The following is an 18,580-nucleotide window of genomic DNA, read 5'->3' as shown; positions in this document are numbered from 1 at the left end:
CACAAGGGCAAATCAACCGTAGCGGCCAGTAATATAATCTTCAGTTTGTTTCTTTGCGGGCTTGGTGAACAGGTCGTCCGTGTTGCTGAACTCAATCAGCTCGCCAAGATACATAAATGCCGTATGGTCGGAGCAACGCGCAGCCTGCTGCATGTTGTGAGTCACGATAACGACGGTGTAGTCCTGTTTCAGCTCGGTGATCAGCTCTTCGATACGCCCGGTGGAGATCGGGTCCAGCGCGGAGCACGGCTCATCAAGCAGCAGCACTTCCGGGCGGATCGCGATACCGCGCGCGATGCACAGGCGCTGTTGCTGGCCACCGGAGAGAGAATACCCGCTCTGGTGCAATTTATCTTTGGTTTCGTTCCATAATGCGGCTTTGGTCAGCGCCCACTGCACGCGCTCGTCCATATCGGCACGGGACAGCTTTTCAAACAGGCGCACGCCGAAGGCGATATTGTCATAAATGGACATCGGGAACGGCGTTGGTTTCTGGAACACCATGCCAACCTTAGCGCGCAGCAGGGCGATATCCTGGGTGTTGGTCAGAATGTTGTCGCCATCCAGCAGGATCTCGCCTTCCGCGCGCTGCTCCGGATACAGTTCGAACATTTTGTTGAACGTGCGCAGCAGGGTGGATTTACCACAGCCTGACGGACCGATAAACGCCGTCACCTGGTTTTTGGTGATATCCAGGTTGATGTTCTTCAGGGCATGGAATTTGCCGTAGTAGAAGTTCAGGTTACGAACTGAAATCTTACCCGGAGCTGTATTCACCATACTCATCTCTATCTCTTCCTCATTCAGCGCAGCATTCGCTGCGCCGCAAAAAATTAACCGTGTTTCTTCTTGGCGAAGATAACGCGCGCCAGGATGTTCAGCAGCAAGACGCACAGGGTGATAATCAATACCCCGGCCCATGCCAGTTGCTGCCACTCCGCAAACGGACTCATGGCAAATTTGAAAATGGTCACCGGCAGGTTAGCAATCGGCTGCATCATGTCGGTGCTCCAGAACTGGTTGGACAGCGCAGTGAACAGCAGCGGCGCCGTTTCCCCGGCGATACGGGCGATAGCCAGCAGGATCCCGGTCATAATCCCTGAGACGGACGCTTTCAGGGTGATCGCCGAGATCATCTTCCACTTCGGCGTCCCCAGCGCATAGGCCGCTTCACGCAGGCTATCCGGCACCAGCTTCAGCATGTTTTCGGTGGTACGAATAACGATAGGCACCTGCAGCAGCGCCAGCGCGATAACGCCCGCCCAGCCCGAGAAGTGCTGCATCTGCGCCACCACGATGGTGTAGACAAACAGGCCGACCACGATAGACGGCGCGGAAAGCAGAATATCGTTGATAAAACGGATGATTTCCGCCAGCACCGATTTGCGGCCATACTCCGCCAGATAAATTCCGGCAAGGATACCCAGCGGCGTACCAAAGACGGTTGCCCACAGGATCAGCAGGCCGCTGCCGGCGAGGGCGTTAGCCAGGCCACCGCCCGCCGTATTCGGCGGCGGCGTCATTTCGGTGAAGAGCGCCAGACTCATGCCATCGAAACCGCGGGTTATCGTCGCCATCAGGATCCAGATAAGCCAGAACAAACCAAACGCCATGGTCGCCATCGACAGCGCCAGAGCGATACGGTTCTTCATACGACGTTTGGCCTGCATCTTGCGACGGGACTCCGCCAGCTCGGTAGAGGTTTGCAATTCAATGGTCGCCATTAGCGTGCCCCCTCATTCTTCGCGAGGCGCATAATCATGAACTTAGACGCGGCAAGAACGATAAAGGTGATAACGAACAGGATCAGGCCCAGCTCCATCAGCGCCGCCACGTGCAGGCCGGTTTCCGCTTCGGCGAACTCATTAGCCAGCGCGGAGGTAATACTATTCCCTGGCATATACAACGAGATGCTGTCGAGCTGGTAGGTGTTGCCGATGATAAAAGTAACCGCCATGGTTTCACCCAGCGCGCGGCCCAGACCGAGCATCACCCCGCCGATCACCCCATTCTTGGTGAACGGTAAGACAATGCGCCAGATCACCTCCCAGGTGGTACAGCCGATGCCATAGGCCGACTCTTTCATCATCACCGGCGTCTGTTCGAAAACATCACGCATGACCGCGGCGATGTAAGGGATGATCATGATGGCCAGAATGACGCCAGCGGCGAGAATACCGATACCAAACGCCGGGCCGGCAAACAGCGCGCCGACGAACGGGATGGTCGACAGGACGTTACCGACCGGCTCCTGGAAGTAAGTCGCAAACAGCGGGGCGAAAATAAACAGGCCCCACATGCCGTACACGATACTCGGGATTGCCGCCAGCAGCTCAATCGCAATGCCCAGCGGACGCTTGAGCCAGGCGGGGGACAGTTCGGTCAGAAACAGCGCGATGCCAAAGCTCACTGGGACGGCGATCAGCAGCGCGATAAAGGAGGTCACCAGGGTTCCGTAAATCGGTACCAGCGCGCCGAAGATTTCGTTGGGCGCATCCCACTCTTTGGTCCACAAAAAAGCAAAGCCAAACTTTTGAATGCTCGGCCAGGAAGAGATGATCAGGGAAACGATGATGCCGCCCAGCATCAATAGCACAATCAGCGCAGCCAGTTTTACCAGCGCACTGAAAATCATGTCACCCTTTTTCCCCGGAGGGGTAAATGCAGGCTTGGTTGCAGCCATAGATTACTCTTTACGTATTAAAACTTGTTCGAATAAATGCCCGGTGGCGTTCGCTCCCGGGCCTACAGTCTGAACCGTAGGGCGGGCAGCGCCTGAACGCCCCCGCCATCTTCGTCAAAAATCTACTGTTAGTACAGCGCTTTACCGCTGCTGTCTTTGACGTTGGTTTTCCATGCCGCGCGAACCTGCTCTACCACGCTTTCCGGCAGCGTCGCGTAATCCAGCGCATTCGCTTCTTTCCCGCCGTTTTTATACGCCCAGTCGAAGAACTTCAGCACTTCAGCGGTCTGTTCCGGCTTGTTGGTCGCCTTATGCACCAGGATGAAGGTGGTTGAGGTGATCGGCCATGCATTTTCGCCTTTCTGGTTGGTCAGGTCCTGAGCGAAAGACTTGCTCCAGTCAACGCCTTTTGCGGCGTTAGCGAAGTTGTCTTCAGTCGGGCTAACCGGCTTGCCGTCGGCAGAGACCAGCTTGGTATACGCGAGGTTGTTTTGCTTGGCGTAAGCGTATTCAACGTAACCAATCGAGCCCGGCAGACGCTGAACAAAGGCGGCGATACCGTCGTTGCCTTTACCGCCCAGGCCGGTTGGCCAGTTAACGGTAGAGCCGGCGCCGATTTTCGATTTCCACTCTTCATTCACTTTGGACAGGTAGCTGGTGAAGACGAAGGAGGTACCGGAACCATCGGCGCGGCGGACCACGGCGATGTTCTGCGACGGCAGCTTCAGGCCCGGGTTGAGTTTAGCGATCGCTGCGTCATCCCATTTTTTAATTTTACCCAGGTAGATATCACCGAGGGTTTTGCCATCCAGCACCAGTTCGCCGGATTTCACGCCAGGCAGGTTAACCGCCAGTACCACGCCGCCAATCACGGTCGGGAACTGGAACAGACCTTCCTGGGTCAGTTTGTCATCAGCCAGCGGAGCATCAGAAGCACCGAAATCAACGGTGTTGGCAATAATCTGCTTAACGCCACCAGAGGAACCAATACCCTGGTAGTTCACTTTATTGCCGGTTTCTTTCTGATAGGTGTCAGCCCATTTGGCATACACCGGCGCAGGGAAAGTTGCGCCTGCGCCAGTCAGGCTTGCTGCTGCGAAGGCAGAGAAAGCGCTCATTGATAAGGTCGCGGCGACAACTGTTGCGACGGTGGTACGCATAACGTTCATAATGTCTCCTGCTGGGATTCGTAAATCATTGTTTCGAGGCTATGGTGAGCAAAATAGGTCAAAGAGGTGACAGTAAAATGTACGAATTATGACAGTTTTATGACAGGCCGAAAGAAGGGATTTTACAGCAAATAATAAATATATAACTCAGATAGTTATCTGTAATCATGACCGTGCAATGACAGAATAGTTTTCTTTTTATGACAGCGAAATCGGACCGCAAAACGTTCGTTTGTCACCTACCGCCAGCCAAAATATTTCGCGCAAGTTCGGTAATAAACAGCAGGTGAAAATAAAAAGGGCCGCCGCCGGCAGCCCTTTGCAAGTAATGATGGTTTTACTCAACCGTTACCGATTTCGCCAGGTTACGCGGCTGGTCAACGTCAGTGCCTTTGATCAGCGCGACGTGATAAGCCAACAGCTGCAGCGGTACCGTATAGAAGATAGGGGCGATCGTCTCTTCGACATGCGGCATCTCGATGATGTGCATGTTGTCGCTACCGTTGAAGCCGGCTTCACCGTCGGCGAAGACATACAGCTCACCGCCGCGGGCACGAACCTCTTCGATGTTGGATTTCAGTTTTTCCAGCAACTCGTTGTTCGGCGCCACCACAATCACCGGCATTTCCGCATCAATCAGCGCCAGCGGGCCGTGCTTAAGCTCGCCCGCCGCATAGGCTTCCGCGTGAATGTAGGAGATCTCTTTCAGCTTCAGCGCCCCTTCCATGGCGATCGGGTACTGATCGCCGCGGCCAAGGAACAGCGCATGGTGCTTATCAGAGAAACGCTCCGCCAGCTGCTCAATACGCTTGTCCTGGGAGAGCATCTGCTCAATACGGTTCGGCAGGGCCTGAAGGCCGTGCACGATATCATGCTCGATAGACGCATCCTGACCTTTCAGTCGCGCCAGCTTCGCCACCAGCATCAACAGCACGGTTAGCTGAGTGGTAAAGGCTTTGGTCGAGGCCACGCCGATTTCCGTTCCGGCTTTGGTCATCAGCGCCAGATCGGACTCACGCACCAGTGACGAGCCCGGTACGTTGCAGATAGCCAGCGAGCCGAGATAGCCCAGCTCTTTCGACAGACGCAGCGCCGCCAGGGTATCGGCGGTTTCACCCGACTGGGAGAGGGTGATCATCAGGCTATTGCGACGCACCGCGGACTTGCGATAGCGGAATTCCGAGGCGATTTCTACATCGCACGGGACGCCAGCTAATGCTTCGAACCAGTAACGGGAGACCATCCCGGAGTTATAGGAAGTCCCGCAGGCAACAATCTGAATATGTTCAACCTGAGCCAGCATTTCATTGGCGTTCGGCCCCAGCTCGCTGAGATCCACTTCGCCATGGCTGATGCGCCCGGTCAGGGTGTTTTTAATCGCGTTCGGCTGCTCGAAAATCTCTTTCTGCATATAGTGGCGGTAGATACCTTTATCGCCAGCGTCATACTGCAGATTGGATTCGATCTCCTGGCGTTTCACTTCCGCGCCAGATTTATCGAAAATCACCACCGAGCGGCGAGTGACTTCGGCAATATCGCCCTCTTCGAGGAAGATAAAGCGGCGGGTCACTGGCAGCAATGCCAGCTGGTCGGAAGCGATAAAGTTTTCGCCCATTCCCAGGCCAATCACCAGTGGGCTACCGGAGCGGGCCGCCAGCAGGGTTCCCGGGTCACGGGTATCCATGATCACCGTACCGTAGGCGCCGCGCAGCTGCGGAATAGCGCGCAGCACGGCTTCACGCAAGGTACCGCCTTGTTCCAGCTCCCAGTGCACCAGATGGGCGATAACTTCGGTATCGGTCTCGGTGACGAAGACATAACCACGAGACTGCAGCAGGGCACGCAGCGGCTCATGGTTCTCAATGATCCCGTTATGGACCACCACAATGTGTTCAGAAACATGCGGATGCGCATTGCTCTCGGACGGTTCGCCGTGCGTCGCCCAGCGAGTATGGGCGATCCCGGTACCACCATGTAACGGCTGCTCTTCTACCGCCTGAGCCAGCATCTGAACTTTACCCAGGCGACGCACGCGGGTCATATGACCTTCGCTGTCGACCACCGCCAGACCGGCAGAGTCATACCCACGGTATTCCAGACGACGTAAACCTTCGAGAAGGATTTCAGCAATATCACGCTGCGCGACTGCGCCAACAATTCCACACATAGTTAAATTTCCTGATAATGGCGATATGCCATGCGTTGTCGCTGACCTGTATTTGCCCGTTTTCCGGGCGCCCCGAGCCTTGTAGAGAGTGGGGTTATTGTTATGGTACTGCCTGCGGACGGGGGTCTATATTGACCCTCTCATCCTGGTTCGCCGGGCATATTTCCCCGGCGATAATCCAAATTATTTCTTCTTCACCGGACGCTGCCAGCCCTGTTTGTGGACCTGCGGTACGCGGCTCAACACCAGTTCGTTATCGGCGATATTGCGCGTGACGGTGGTCCCGGCGGCGATAGTGACGCCGTTGCCTACCGTGACGGGCGCCACCAGCTGGGTATCCGAGCCGACAAAGACATCATCGCCAATAATCGTTTTATGCTTGTTCGCACCATCGTAGTTGCAGGTGATGGTGCCCGCGCCGATATTGACGTTATCACCGATCTCCGCATCGCCCAGATAGGTCAGATGACCCGCCTTGGAGCCTTTCCCGAGACGCGCTTTTTTCATTTCCACGAAGTTGCCAACGTGGGCGCCTTCCAGCAGTTCGGCGCCTGGACGCAGACGGGCAAATGGGCCGATGGTGCAGGCAGCCTGCAGCTGGGCATCTTCCACCACGCTATAGGGGCTAATTTCGCAGTCATCGCCGATGGTGCTGTTTTTGATCACGCAGCCGGCGCCGATTTTCACACGATCGCCCAGCACCACATTGCCTTCCAGAATAACGTTAGTATCGATCTCCACATCGCGCCCGTGCTGCAGCGTACCGCGCAGATCGAAACGCGCCGGATCGCGCAGCATCACGCCCGCCAGCAGTAATTTTTCTGCCTGCTCAGCCTGGTAGACGCGCTCCAGGCGCGCAAGCTGCAGGCGATTGTTGACGCCTTCGACTTCGCTCAGGCGCTGCGGATGCACCGCGACGATCTCGCGCCCTTCCTGATACGCCATGGCGATGATATCGGTGATGTAGTATTCGCCCTGAGCGTTGTTATTGGTGAGCTTCGCCAGCCAGCGCTTGAGGTCTGCTCCGCCGGCGATCAGGATCCCGGTGTTGATTTCCTGGATCTGGCGCTGGGCCTCGCTGGCATCTTTGTGCTCAACGATGCCCGTCACCTGGTCATTTTCACGGGTAATGCGGCCGTAGCCCGTTGGGTCATCCAGCTTCACCGTCAGCAGACCAATGCCACCCTGTGGTTTCGCGGCGCGCAGGCGCTGTAACGTCTCAACCGAGATCAGCGGCACGTCGCCATAGAGCATCAGAATGTCTTCATCATCATTGAAGAAGGGTGCGGCCTGCTGCATAGCGTGTCCGGTTCCGAGCTGCTCAGCCTGCAGCACCCAGTTCAGGTTGTCTTCATGGAGGGTCTGACGCAGCAGATCGCCACCGTGACCGTACACCAGATGCACCGCACATGCGCCTAAATCGTTAGCGGCATCAATGACATGCTGCACCATTGGCTTCCCGGCCAGGGTATGCAGCACCTTAGGAAGATCGGAATACATGCGGGTCCCTTTGCCTGCGGCAAGGATAACCACGCTCATCGCACTATTTGACATACTCATCCTGACGGTAGTTAGAACGGAAAGTAAAAGCCTTTCACGTTGAAATTTCTACATATTTTTCATCATAAAACGAGACGTGGAGAAAACGCCCAAGCCCGCGGTTATACACCATTTTATGACGCTATTTTTAACCACTGCAAATCAGTTTAACGCTGAAAAAGGGGGGTGGGGAGGGTAATCATTGACTATCTCACTGCTTTTGCTGTTTTTTCGCCACCTGAATAAAGCGGCAGAGCGCGGCCCTATTGGCGGAGATCAACAGGAGATGAGCCGACTGAGTGTAAATCAGCCGCAGGCAGGGAAGAGCTGAAGTGATTGGTGGCATCAATAAAATACAAAAGGCCACCGCCAGGTGACCTTCATTTACCGGTTGCACATCGCCAGTGTTGTCGTTTTGATGGGCGATACGTCGTGCAAGCCGGGGAATAGCGCGTGGCTTAGAAGCTCAGTACGCTGAATTTGGCGATGATTTTATGGAACAGTTTCATGATGATTTCCTGACGCAGGTGCAGTTTGATAACGCTCTTTATGTGACATACATCACAAAAATAGAGTCTACGCCTCATCATTTAACTAATCAATAACAATTAAGGGTGGATCCTGTTTTCACTTTATCCGCTCGCCAGCCGCTGGCCATAAAAAAAGCCAGCCTGGAAACCAGACTGGCTTTTTACGTTCAAGCCGGTGTTACATCGCTTTTTTGGTCAACTCGATAACGCGCAGTTTAGCGATCGCTTTGGCCAGTTCCGCAGACGCCTGAGCGTAATCCACATCGCCATGGGAGCTCTTAATGTGCTCTTCGGCTTTGCGTTTCGCTTCCAGCGCTCGCGCTTCGTCGAGGTCCTGACCGCGAATTGCGGTATCCGCCAGAACGGTCACGCTGCCAGGCTGCACTTCAAGAATGCCGCCAGACAGATAGATAAACTCTTCATGACCGTGCTGTTTAACGATGCGAATCATACCAGGCTTAATGGCGGTGAGCAGCGGCGCGTGTCCCGGGTAAATACCCAGTTCACCTTCGCTACCCGTTACCTGGATTTTTTCGACCAGACCAGAGAACATTTGTAACTCTGCGCTGACGACGTCCAGGTGGTAAGTCATTGCCATATCACCCTCCGATTAAGGCGTTAAAGTTTTTTGGCTTTTTCCACAGCTTCGTCGATGGAACCGACCATGTAGAACGCCTGCTCTGGCAGGTGATCGTATTCGCCTTCCATGATGCCTTTAAAGCCACGGATAGTGTCTTTCAGCGCCACGTATTTGCCCGGAGAACCGGTAAAGACTTCTGCTACGAAGAACGGCTGGGACAGGAAGCGCTGGATCTTACGTGCGCGAGCTACCACCAGTTTGTCTTCTTCAGACAGTTCGTCCATACCGAGGATGGCGATGATATCTTTCAGTTCCTGATAACGCTGCAGGATGGACTGAACGCCACGCGCGGTGTCGTAGTGTTCCTGACCAACAACCAGCGGATCCAGCTGACGGCTGGTGGAGTCCAGCGGGTCAACGGCCGGGTAAATACCCAGGGAAGCGATCTGACGGCTCAGTACTACGGTTGCATCTAAGTGAGCAAAGGTAGTGGCTGGGGATGGGTCAGTTAAGTCATCCGCCGGTACGTATACCGCCTGTACGGAGGTGATAGAACCGGTTTTGGTGGAGGTGATACGTTCCTGGAGAACGCCCATCTCTTCCGCCAGAGTCGGCTGATAACCTACCGCTGAAGGCATACGACCCAGCAGTGCGGATACTTCAGTACCGGCCAGGGTGTAACGATAGATGTTATCGACGAACAGCAGAACGTCACGACCTTCGTCACGGAATTTCTCAGCCATGGTCAGGCCGGTCAGCGCAACGCGCAGACGGTTTCCCGGCGGCTCGTTCATCTGGCCGTACACCAGGGATACTTTATCGATAACGTTGGAGTCGGTCATTTCGTGGTAGAAGTCGTTACCCTCACGAGTACGCTCACCGACGCCCGCAAACACAGAGTAACCGGAGTGCTCGATCGCGATGTTACGGATCAGCTCCATCATGTTTACGGTTTTACCTACACCCGCACCACCGAACAGACCAACTTTACCGCCCTTCGCGAACGGACACATCAGGTCGATAACTTTGATACCGGTTTCCAGCAGTTCCTGAGAGCTGGACAGCTCTTCATAGGAAGGTGCTGCGCGGTGGATAGCCCAACGCTCTTCTTCACCGATGTCGCCTTTCATGTCGACCGGCTGACCCAGTACGTTCATGATACGACCCAGTGTTGCTTTACCTACCGGGACTTCGATTGGGTGCTCGAGGTCTTTTACTTCCAGACCGCGGCGAAGACCATCGGAAGACCCCATGGCGATGGTACGAACGATACCGCCGCCGAGCTGCTGCTGAACTTCCAGCACCAGAACTTCTTTACCATTCTGCACCTCAAGAGCTTCGTACACGCGCGGTACGGCATCCTGAGGGAATTCGACGTCAACTACGGCGCCGATTACCTGGACAATTTTTCCAGTAGCCATCTTGAATCCTCTACGAATTAACCTGGTTATACCGCGGATGCACCACCGACGATCTCGGTGAGTTCCTGAGTAATGCTGGCCTGTCGAGCTTTGTTGTATACCAACTGCAGCTCTTTAATCAGGCTGCCGCCATTGTCGGTCGCGGCTTTCATCGCCACCATACGTGCGGCCTGCTCGCTGGCCAGGTTTTCTACCACGCCCTGATAGACCTGAGATTCGACATAACGACGCAGGAGGGTATCCAGCAGCGCTTTCGGATCGGGTTCGTACAGGTAATCCCAGGATTTACGTTTCAGATCAGCGTCTTCTGATGCCGGTAACGGCAGCAGCTGAGTGATCGTCGGAACCTGAGACATGGTGTTAATAAATTTGTTGCTGACAACGTACAGCTTGTCCAGACGGCCTTCATCATAGGCCTGCAACATCACTTTTACCGGGCCGATCAGTTCGGACAGGGAGGGGTTATCCCCCATACCGGTCACCTGTGCAACCACGTTACCGCCAACGGCGTTAAAGAAAGAGACGCCCTTAGAGCCGATCATTGCGAGGTCGCACTGAACGCCTTTATCGGACCATGCTTTCATTTCCGCCAGCAGTTTCTTGAACAGATTAATGTTCAAGCCGCCGCACAGACCACGGTCGGTCGACACCACCAGGTAGCCCACGCGCTTAACGTCGCGTTCTTCCAGGTAAGGGTGCTTATATTCCAGATTACCGTTCGCAAGGTGACCAATCACTTTGCGCATAGTATCTGCGTAAGGACGGCTGGCCGCCATACGCTCCTGCGATTTACGCATCTTGGAAGCGGCGACCATCTCCATCGCTTTAGTGATCTTTTGCGTGTTCTGGACGCTTGCGATCTTACTACGTATCTCTTTTGCGCCGGCCATGAGCTTCTCCTCAATGCCTTGCGGCCTGTCCTAAGACAGACCGCCAGACGTTACCAGGACTGGGTTGCTTTGAAGGAATCGAGGATGCCTTTCAGCTTGCCTTCGATTTCGTCGTTATAGCCACCGGACTGGTTAATCTCTTGCATCAGCGGAGCGTGATCACGGTCGACGTAAGCCAGCAGAGCGGCTTCGAAGCTACCGATTTTCGCCAGTTCTACATCAGCCAGGTAACCACGTTCTGCTGCGAACAGAACCAGAGACTGCTGTGCGACGGACATCGGCGCATACTGTTTCTGTTTCAGCAGCTCGGTCACTTTCTGACCGTGGTCCAGCTGTTTGCGGGTTGCATCGTCAAGGTCGGATGCAAACTGGGAGAACGCTGCCAGTTCACGATACTGCGCCAGTGCGGTACGGATACCACCGGACAGTTTCTTCATGATCTTGGTCTGCGCTGCACCACCAACACGGGATACGGAGATACCCGGGTTAACCGCAGGACGAATACCGGCGTTGAACAGGTTGGTTTCCAGGAAGATCTGACCATCGGTAATGGAGATTACGTTGGTCGGAACGAATGCGGAAACGTCACCCGCCTGCGTTTCGATAATCGGCAGTGCGGTCAGAGAACCGGTTTTCCCTTTCACTTCACCTTTGGTGAAAGCTTCAACATATTCGGCGTTAACACGCGCAGCACGCTCCAGCAGACGAGAGTGGAGGTAGAATACGTCGCCCGGGAAGGCTTCACGTCCTGGCGGACGACGGAGCAGCAGGGAGATCTGACGATAAGCAACAGCCTGTTTAGACAGGTCATCGTAAATGATCAGCGCATCTTCACCGCGGTCGCGGAAGTATTCGCCCATTGCACAACCGGCGTATGGCGCCAGGTATTGCAGTGCAGCAGATTCGGATGCAGTCGCTACCACCACAATGGTGTTAGCCAGCGCGCCGTGCTCTTCCAGTTTACGCACCACGTTAGAGATGGTGGACGCTTTCTGGCCGATAGCAACATAGACGCACTTGATACCGGAATCACGCTGGTTGATGATGGCATCGATAGCCAGCGCAGTTTTACCGGTCTGACGGTCGCCGATGATCAGTTCACGCTGACCACGACCGATTGGGATCATGGCGTCAACGGATTTATAACCGGTCTGTACCGGCTGATCGACGGACTGACGTTCGATGACGCCCGGTGCGATCGCTTCTACGGCGGAGAAACCGTCGTTTTCCAGCGGACCTTTACCATCAATTGGCGCGCCCAGGGTGTTAACCACACGGCCCAGCAGGCCACGGCCAACCGGAACTTCCAGGATACGGCCAGTACATTTAACCTTCATGCCTTCGGCGAGGTCAGCATACGGACCCATCACCACGGCACCAACGGAGTCACGCTCCAGGTTCAATGCGATAGCGTAACGGTTACCCGGCAGGGAGATCATCTCACCCTGCATACATTCGGCAAGGCCGTGGATGCGGATAACACCGTCACTTACAGAAACAATAGTACCTTCGTTATGAGCTTCGCTCACAACATTGAACTGAGCAATGCGCTGCTTGATCAGTTCGCTGATTTCGGTGGAATTCAGTTGCATGCTCCAGTCCCCTTAAGACTGCAAGACGTCTGCAAGGCGATCAAGACGGCCGCGTACGCTGCCATCAATGACCATATCACCCGCACGGATGATAATACCTGCCATAACAGACTTATCGATTTTGCAATTCAGCTTAACTTTGCGTGACAGACGTTTTTCCATCGCGCTGACGATCCTGGCAAGCTGTTCATCACTCAGTTGGTTGGCAGATATTACTTCTACCTCTGCGATGGCCTCACTGGCCGCGCGCAGGTGAATGAATTGCTCAAGAACGTCCGGGAGCACCTTCAGACGATTGTTTTCCGCCATCACCTTAATCAGGTTCTGGCCGTTTTCGTCGAGTTGCTCGCCGCAGATAGCGATAAACGCTTCTGAGAGCGTTTCCGGCGCCAAAGCACCGGAGAGAAGCTCTGCCATTTGGTCGTTTTTGGTCACTTCGGCGGCAAACGCCAGCATATCCTGCCAGCGTTCAACACTGTTGTGTTCGACGGCAAAGTCAAAAGCTGCTTTGGCGTAGGGGCGAGCTACCGTTACAAATTCAGACATCAGCCCCTCCCTCCTTACAGTTCAGCGACAAGTTTATCCACGATGTCGCTGTTAGCAGCTTCATCCACGGAACGTTCGATGATCTTCTCGGCGCCAGCAACAGCCAGGATAGCGACCTGCTTACGCAGCTCCTCGCGTGCACGTTTACGCTCAGCATCAATTTCAGCCTGCGCTTGTGCAACGATTTTGGTGCGTTCCTGTTCTGCTTCAGCTTTAGCTTCGTCCAGAATCTGAGAGCGACGCTTGTTCGCCTGCTCAATGATTACCTGGGCTTCCGCTTTCGCTTTTTTCAGCTGGTCGGTCGCGTTGGCCTGTGCAAGGTCCAAATCTTTCTTAGCGCGTTCTGCAGAAGCTAAACCGTCAGAAATCTCTTTCTGGCGTTTTTCGATGGCAGCCATTAAAGGCGGCCATACGTACTTCATGCAGAACCATACGAAGATAACAAACGCGATGGCCTGGCCGAGGATTGTTGCGTTCATGTTCACAGCACAATACCTCTTTAATTAACTCTGTGGCTTAGGTTTCTAACAACTTACTACGCGACGGCGAACATCACGTACAGACCCAGACCTACAGCGATCATCGGGATAGCATCCACCAGACCCATAACGATAAAGAACTGAGTACGCAGCAGAGGAATCAGATCCGGTTGACGCGCTGCGCCTTCCAGGAATTTACCTCCGAGGATGCCGATACCGATCGCAGCACCGATTGCCGCCAGACCCATCATCACAGCGGCAGCCATGTACAGCAGATCCATATTCAGGTTTTCCATGACAGTCTCCAGTTTGTTTCAGTTAAAACGTAGTAGTGTTGGTAAAAATCAATGCTCTTCAGACGCCATCGACAGATAGACAATCGTCAGAACCATGAAGATGAAGGCTTGCAGCGTAATAATCAGGATGTGGAAAATGGCCCAAGGCACATTCAGAACCCACTGTGACCACCACGGCAACAGACCAGCAATCAGAATGAAAATCAGCTCACCGGCATACATGTTGCCGAACAGTCGCAGACCGAGAGAAACCGGTTTGGACAGCAGGCTTACCCCTTCAAGGATTAAGTTGACAGGAATGAACGCCCAGTGATTGAACGGCTGCATGGTCAGTTCTTTAACGAACCCACCTACGCCTTTCATTTTGATGCTGTAGAAAATAATCAGGATGAACACGCCAAGCGCCATCGACAGGGTGATGTTCACGTCGGCAGACGGAACCACGCGCAGTGCAGGCAGGCCGAAAATGTGTTCGCCGATATAAGGAATCAGGTCGATTGGCAGCAGGTCCATCAGGTTCATCAGGAAGACCCAGACGAACACGGTCAGCGCCAGCGGCGCGATAACCTTGCTCTTGCCATGGTACATGTCTTTGACGCTGCCATGGACGAAGCCGATGATCATTTCGATGAAGGTCTGGAATTTCCCTGGTACGCCGCTGGTCGCTTTCTTAGCAACGCTACGGAACATGGCCAGGAACAGCAGACCGAGAACCACCGAGAAGAACATGGAGTCAATGTTGAGCGTCCAGAAGGTGGCCGGGGGGTTGTGCGGATCCACCAGCGAGAAAGTACGCAAGTCAATCTGAAGGTTGTTCAGATGGTGACTTATGTATTCCTGCGGCGTCATATTTTCTGAAGCCATGATGCCTTTTACCCTTTGTTGTTGATTACAGCTGGCGCCAGAACTTGTACCACCAGCACCAAAACCCACGTCACGATCAGCGGCATAAATACCACTTTTAAAACAGCCAGCGCCACCGCCAGAAGGGCGAAGGTCAGCAACACCTTGAAGGCTTCACCGAAGGCGAAGGTCCAGGCCACACGGCCTTTTGCTGGTGTATGCGCCTGATGACGCCAGGCAAAAATCATAAACATCAGGTTCGGCAAAACCACCGCCAAACCGCCGCATACTGCGGAAATGCCCCAGAAGGGGTCTTTGAGGCTGAACAGCAGTCCACTTGCTATTACTGCCAGTAACTGAATAAACAGAAGCTTGCGAGCAACGTTTCGACTCAAGAGCGACACTGACATCACGTTTTTACTCCTGCTCCCTTTGAGGTATGTCGCGTGTCGTATAAAACGTCCTTTAAGACGAAGAGTCAAGCATCAAAAAGCGGACAAATTATACGGTGACGCCCCGTGATTTCAAACAATAAGTAGCAAAATAGTGAATAAATGTTTAATTATTTTCCAACGGACAACTTTCCGTGCATTTCAGCGTTCTGTGAGCAGTCATACAAAACTGCAAATAACGTGGAAACACGGCAATTAAAGCGTGCATTAGATCACATAATAAACATTTCAAGCGCCCTTTAATGAATCAAGGACATAAAACACTATTTTTCATGCTTTTGATATTCAAGATAAAAAGTGAGGACATTATCTAAAACAACCTCACATACAATAAAAACCTTTTATTGACATTTATAATAAAAATTTAACATCACTATGCTGTTTATCTGTGTCGATTTTTAGCACCCTGATATTTTCAAAGTTGACTATTTTGTCAGTGAATCACTTACGCTAAGTTAACTGCAAGAAAAGCCATAGTAAAAACATGGTTAAATGCAGCCCGATAATATCGGGAGGTGACCTTTATTTTTGTAACATCCGCAGGCCACATTTTTTCCACATTTTTTGATAAAAACTAACGCGATTTTGGCGTGATCACCACCAGGTGCCGCTCCCCTTCCAACTGAGGAACATGCAGCTCAATCACCTCAGCAATGGCATATCCTTCCGGCAGGTTTTCCATTTCGTCTTTTTGCGCTAACCCTTTGAGTGCATAGAAGTGACCGTTCGCTGCCGGCAGATGATGGCACCAGCTCACCATATCATTGAGCGATGCGAAGGCGCGGCTTATCACACCGTCAAACGGCGGTTCGGCCGGGAAGGCTTCCACGCGGCTCTGCACCGGGGTGACATTATCCAGCTTCAGCTCATGCTGCACCTGACGCAGGAAGCGCACGCGCTTGCCGAGACTGTCGAGCAGGGTGAAATGCGACTCCGGACGCACGATGGCCAGTGGAATGCCAGGGAGCCCCGGTCCGGTCCCGACATCGATAAAGCGCGAGCCCTGCAGATAAGGCGCCACGATGATGCTGTCGAGGATATGACGCACCAGCATCTCATTCGGATCGCGAACGGAGGTCAGGTTATAGGCTTTGTTCCACTTATCGAGCAGCCCGACGTAGGCCACCAGCTGGTTTTTCTGGTGATCGGTGAGCGAAATACCCGCTTCATCCAGCAGACGAGAAAGTTTGTTGAGCACAGTCTGTACCTTCAAAAAATAATGAGCCCGGAGGCGCTAACGCTTACCGGGCTATGAATGATAAAGGCGAACGCTGATTATGCAACAGTGAAATCAGCGCAGGCAGGCGGCCGCAATCAGGCGCTGCGGCGCAGCATCCCCTGCTTTTTCAGCCAAACCAACAAAATAGAGATCGCCGCCGGCGTGATCCCGGAAATGCGTGACGCCTGCCCTATCGACGACGGCTTATGGTCGTTCAGTTTGGCGATCACTTCGTTAGACAGCCCGGTGACCTGGCGGTAATCGAGCGTCGCCGGCAGCACGGTATTCTCATTACGCTGCTGTTTCTCGATCTCATCCTGCTGGCGAGCGATGTAACCTTCATACTTCACCTGGATCTCTACCTGCTCGGCCGCTTGTTGATCTTCCAGTCCCGGTGCGAACGGCGACAGCTGAATCAGTTGCTCGTAGGTCATTTCCGGACGACGCAGTAGATCTTCACCACTCGCTTCACGCGACAGCGGCGCCGTCAGGTGAGCATTCACTTCGGCGGCGCTCTCTGCCTGCGGGTTCACCCAGGTCGATTTCAGACGCTGACGTTCACGTTCAATGCTTTCCAGCTTTTCGTTGTACCGCGCCCAGCGTTCATCGTCCACCAGACCCAGCTCACGCCCCTGTTCGGTCAGGCGCAGGTCGGCGTTATCTTCGCGCAGCATCAGACGATATTCGGCACGGGAGGTAAACATGCGGTACGGTTCTTTGGTACCCAGGGTGCACAGGTCATCCACCAGCACGCCGAGATAAGCCTGATCGCGACGCGGCGCCCAGCCCTCTTTTTCCGCAGAGAAGCGGGCGGCGTTAAGACCGGCCAGCAGACCCTGAGCAGCGGCTTCTTCATAACCGGTGGTGCCGTTGATCTGTCCGGCAAAGAACAGACCCTGAATGAATTTGCTCTCGAGCGTTGGCTTCAGATCGCGTGGGTCGAAGAAATCGTACTCAATGGCGTAGCCAGGACGGACGATCCGCGCGTTCTCCATCCCCTGCATTGAGCGGACGATTTGCATTTGCACATCAAACGGCAGGCTGGTGGAGATACCGTTCGGATAAATTTCGTTTGAGGTCAGGCCTTCCGGTTCAAGGAAAATCTGATGTTGGTTGCGATCGGCAAAGCGCATGACTTTGTCTTCGATCGACGGACAATAGCGTGGCCCGATCCCTTCGATCACCCCAGCGTACATTGGGCTGCGATCGAGGTTATTACGGATCACGTCATGGGTTTTCTCGTTGGTGTGGGTGATATAGCACGGCACCTGGCGCGGATGCTGATCCGCGGATCCCATGAACGAGAAGACCGGCATTGGGTTATCGCCGTGCTGTTGCGCCAGCACGCTGAAATCGATGGTGCGGGCGTCAATACGCGGTGGGGTTCCGGTTTTCAGGCGGCTTACGCGCAGCGGCAGCTCACGCAGACGACGAGACAGTGGAATTGACGGCGGATCGCCGGCACGCCCGCCGCTGTAGTTATCCAGACCAATATGGATTTTGCCATCGAGGAAGGTTCCGACGGTCAGCACCACCGCTTTGGCACGGAATTTGAGGCCCATCTGGGTGACAGCGCCCACGACGCGATCGTTTTCAACAATCAGATCTTCCACTGCCTGCTGGAAGATCATCAGGTTCGGCTGGTTCTCCAGCGCGGTGCGTACCGCCTGACGATACAGCACGCGGTCTGCCTGGGCGCGAGTGGCACGTACCGCGGGCCCTTTGCTGGCGTTTAGTATCCTAAACTGAATACCCGCCTGATCGATCGCGGTTGCCATCAATCCGCCGAGTGCGTCCACTTCTTTTACCAGGTGTCCTTTCCCAATGCCGCCAATCGCCGGGTTGCAGCTCATCTGCCCCAGCGTGTCGATATTGTGTGTCAAAAGCAGGGTTTGTTGGCCCATTCGCGCTGCGGCCATCGCGGCCTCAGTGCCTGCATGACCCCCGCCAATGATAATGACGTCAAAAGGATCCTGATAAAACATGGTGATCTGCCTCGCATAACGCGGTTTGAAAATGGATTGAAGCCCGGGCCGTGGATTCTACTCGGCTTTGGTCTTTTGAGAAAGACTCCGGGATCCTGAGTATTAAAAAGAAGATCTTTATATAGAGATCTGTTCTATTGTGATCTCTTATTAGGATCGACTCTCTTTGTGGATAAGTCGGATCCACGA

At 54.0% G+C, this 18,580-nt stretch carries 17 protein-coding genes; all 17 read right to left on the bottom strand.

Going from position 1 to position 18,580, the window contains the following annotated elements; all coding sequences use genetic code 11:
• Nucleotides 1–12 precede the first annotated feature (12 nt).
• Nucleotides 13–786 carry a phosphate ABC transporter ATP-binding protein PstB gene (pstB, locus tag AC3EMD_RS27360; RefSeq protein ID WP_004145006.1) on the bottom strand — a complete coding sequence of 258 codons (774 nt, stop codon included), beginning with the start codon at nucleotides 784–786 and terminating at the stop codon, nucleotides 13–15.
• A 47-nt stretch (nucleotides 787–833) separates the two neighbouring features.
• A complete protein-coding gene (gene pstA, locus AC3EMD_RS27355) occupies nucleotides 834–1,724 on the bottom strand; it encodes a phosphate ABC transporter permease PstA (protein WP_008806730.1) in 891 nt (296 codons plus the stop codon).
• On the bottom strand, nucleotides 1,724–2,683 hold the full coding sequence (gene pstC / locus AC3EMD_RS27350; protein WP_004145004.1) for a phosphate ABC transporter permease PstC: 960 nt from the start codon (nucleotides 2,681–2,683) through the stop codon (nucleotides 1,724–1,726). The genes pstA and pstC overlap by 1 nt, the downstream gene beginning before the upstream one ends.
• Before the next feature lie 128 nt (nucleotides 2,684–2,811).
• A complete protein-coding gene (gene pstS, locus AC3EMD_RS27345) occupies nucleotides 2,812–3,852 on the bottom strand; it encodes a phosphate ABC transporter substrate-binding protein PstS (RefSeq protein ID WP_012543307.1) in 1,041 nt (346 codons plus the stop codon).
• Nucleotides 3,853–4,189: 337 nt separating this feature from the next.
• Nucleotides 4,190–6,019, bottom strand: a complete 1,830-nt coding sequence (gene glmS / locus AC3EMD_RS27340; RefSeq protein WP_008806727.1) for a glutamine--fructose-6-phosphate transaminase (isomerizing) — start codon at nucleotides 6,017–6,019, stop codon at nucleotides 4,190–4,192.
• Between the two features lie 183 nt (nucleotides 6,020–6,202).
• Complete coding sequence (gene glmU, locus AC3EMD_RS27335) at nucleotides 6,203–7,573, bottom strand: bifunctional UDP-N-acetylglucosamine diphosphorylase/glucosamine-1-phosphate N-acetyltransferase GlmU (protein ID WP_008806726.1); 1,371 nt, start codon at nucleotides 7,571–7,573, stop codon at nucleotides 6,203–6,205.
• Between the two features lie 693 nt (nucleotides 7,574–8,266).
• Entirely contained in the window at nucleotides 8,267–8,686 is a 420-nt protein-coding gene (locus tag AC3EMD_RS27330; protein ID WP_008806724.1) for a F0F1 ATP synthase subunit epsilon, read from the bottom strand.
• A 20-nt stretch (nucleotides 8,687–8,706) separates the two neighbouring features.
• Nucleotides 8,707–10,089 (bottom strand): F0F1 ATP synthase subunit beta, encoded by a 1,383-nt coding sequence (atpD, locus tag AC3EMD_RS27325; RefSeq protein WP_008806723.1) that lies wholly within the window; start codon nucleotides 10,087–10,089, stop codon nucleotides 8,707–8,709.
• A gap of 26 nt (nucleotides 10,090–10,115) precedes the next feature.
• The gene (atpG, locus tag AC3EMD_RS27320; RefSeq protein WP_008806722.1) at nucleotides 10,116–10,979 is read right to left on the bottom strand and encodes a F0F1 ATP synthase subunit gamma; all 864 of its coding nucleotides are present in this window, start codon (nucleotides 10,977–10,979) and stop codon (nucleotides 10,116–10,118) included.
• Between the two features lie 50 nt (nucleotides 10,980–11,029).
• Nucleotides 11,030–12,571 carry a F0F1 ATP synthase subunit alpha gene (gene atpA / locus AC3EMD_RS27315; protein WP_012543303.1) on the bottom strand — a complete coding sequence of 514 codons (1,542 nt, stop codon included), beginning with the start codon at nucleotides 12,569–12,571 and terminating at the stop codon, nucleotides 11,030–11,032.
• 12 nt (nucleotides 12,572–12,583) lie between these two features.
• Nucleotides 12,584–13,117, bottom strand: a complete 534-nt coding sequence (atpH, locus tag AC3EMD_RS27310; RefSeq protein ID WP_004202307.1) for a F0F1 ATP synthase subunit delta — start codon at nucleotides 13,115–13,117, stop codon at nucleotides 12,584–12,586.
• A gap of 14 nt (nucleotides 13,118–13,131) precedes the next feature.
• Entirely contained in the window at nucleotides 13,132–13,602 is a 471-nt protein-coding gene (gene atpF, locus AC3EMD_RS27305; protein ID WP_004107293.1) for a F0F1 ATP synthase subunit B, read from the bottom strand.
• A gap of 50 nt (nucleotides 13,603–13,652) precedes the next feature.
• Nucleotides 13,653–13,892: a F0F1 ATP synthase subunit C gene (gene atpE / locus AC3EMD_RS27300; RefSeq protein WP_000429386.1), complete on the bottom strand. Its 240-nt coding sequence runs from the start codon at nucleotides 13,890–13,892 to the stop codon at nucleotides 13,653–13,655.
• A 48-nt stretch (nucleotides 13,893–13,940) separates the two neighbouring features.
• Complete coding sequence (gene atpB, locus AC3EMD_RS27295) at nucleotides 13,941–14,756, bottom strand: F0F1 ATP synthase subunit A (RefSeq protein ID WP_012969241.1); 816 nt, start codon at nucleotides 14,754–14,756, stop codon at nucleotides 13,941–13,943.
• 8 nt (nucleotides 14,757–14,764) lie between these two features.
• Nucleotides 14,765–15,145: a F0F1 ATP synthase subunit I gene (atpI, locus tag AC3EMD_RS27290; RefSeq protein ID WP_061156289.1), complete on the bottom strand. Its 381-nt coding sequence runs from the start codon at nucleotides 15,143–15,145 to the stop codon at nucleotides 14,765–14,767.
• A gap of 616 nt (nucleotides 15,146–15,761) precedes the next feature.
• Nucleotides 15,762–16,385 (bottom strand): 16S rRNA (guanine(527)-N(7))-methyltransferase RsmG, encoded by a 624-nt coding sequence (gene rsmG / locus AC3EMD_RS27285; RefSeq protein ID WP_016162027.1) that lies wholly within the window; start codon nucleotides 16,383–16,385, stop codon nucleotides 15,762–15,764.
• Between the two features lie 116 nt (nucleotides 16,386–16,501).
• A complete protein-coding gene (gene mnmG, locus AC3EMD_RS27280; protein ID WP_012543302.1) occupies nucleotides 16,502–18,391 on the bottom strand; it encodes a tRNA uridine-5-carboxymethylaminomethyl(34) synthesis enzyme MnmG in 1,890 nt (629 codons plus the stop codon).
• Between the last annotated feature and the right edge of the window lie 189 nt (nucleotides 18,392–18,580).

This window comes from Klebsiella sp. PK18 (assembly GCF_057784655.1).
Note: the sequence above shows the minus strand (reverse complement) of the source record. Positions and strands in the feature narration are given on the sequence as shown.

Bases quoted from the DNA above. Each gene is read 5' to 3' on its own strand.
- pstB (WP_004145006.1), bottom strand. From the start codon at position 786: ATGAGTATGGTGAATACAGCTCCGGGTAAGATTTCAGTTCGTAACCTG.
- pstA (WP_008806730.1), bottom strand. From the start codon at position 1,724: ATGGCGACCATTGAATTGCAAACCTCTACCGAGCTGGCGGAGTCCCGT.
- pstC (WP_004145004.1), bottom strand. From the start codon at position 2,683: ATGGCTGCAACCAAGCCTGCATTTACCCCTCCGGGGAAAAAGGGTGAC.
- pstS (WP_012543307.1), bottom strand. From the start codon at position 3,852: ATGAACGTTATGCGTACCACCGTCGCAACAGTTGTCGCCGCGACCTTA.
- glmS (WP_008806727.1), bottom strand. From the start codon at position 6,019: ATGTGTGGAATTGTTGGCGCAGTCGCGCAGCGTGATATTGCTGAAATC.
- glmU (WP_008806726.1), bottom strand. From the start codon at position 7,573: ATGTCAAATAGTGCGATGAGCGTGGTTATCCTTGCCGCAGGCAAAGGG.
- AC3EMD_RS27330 (WP_008806724.1), bottom strand. From the start codon at position 8,686: ATGGCAATGACTTACCACCTGGACGTCGTCAGCGCAGAGTTACAAATG.
- atpD (WP_008806723.1), bottom strand. From the start codon at position 10,089: ATGGCTACTGGAAAAATTGTCCAGGTAATCGGCGCCGTAGTTGACGTC.
- atpG (WP_008806722.1), bottom strand. From the start codon at position 10,979: ATGGCCGGCGCAAAAGAGATACGTAGTAAGATCGCAAGCGTCCAGAAC.
- atpA (WP_012543303.1), bottom strand. From the start codon at position 12,571: ATGCAACTGAATTCCACCGAAATCAGCGAACTGATCAAGCAGCGCATT.
- atpH (WP_004202307.1), bottom strand. From the start codon at position 13,117: ATGTCTGAATTTGTAACGGTAGCTCGCCCCTACGCCAAAGCAGCTTTT.
- atpE (WP_000429386.1), bottom strand. From the start codon at position 13,892: ATGGAAAACCTGAATATGGATCTGCTGTACATGGCTGCCGCTGTGATG.
- atpB (WP_012969241.1), bottom strand. From the start codon at position 14,756: ATGGCTTCAGAAAATATGACGCCGCAGGAATACATAAGTCACCATCTG.
- atpI (WP_061156289.1), bottom strand. From the start codon at position 15,145: ATGTCAGTGTCGCTCTTGAGTCGAAACGTTGCTCGCAAGCTTCTGTTT.
- mnmG (WP_012543302.1), bottom strand. From the start codon at position 18,391: ATGTTTTATCAGGATCCTTTTGACGTCATTATCATTGGCGGGGGTCAT.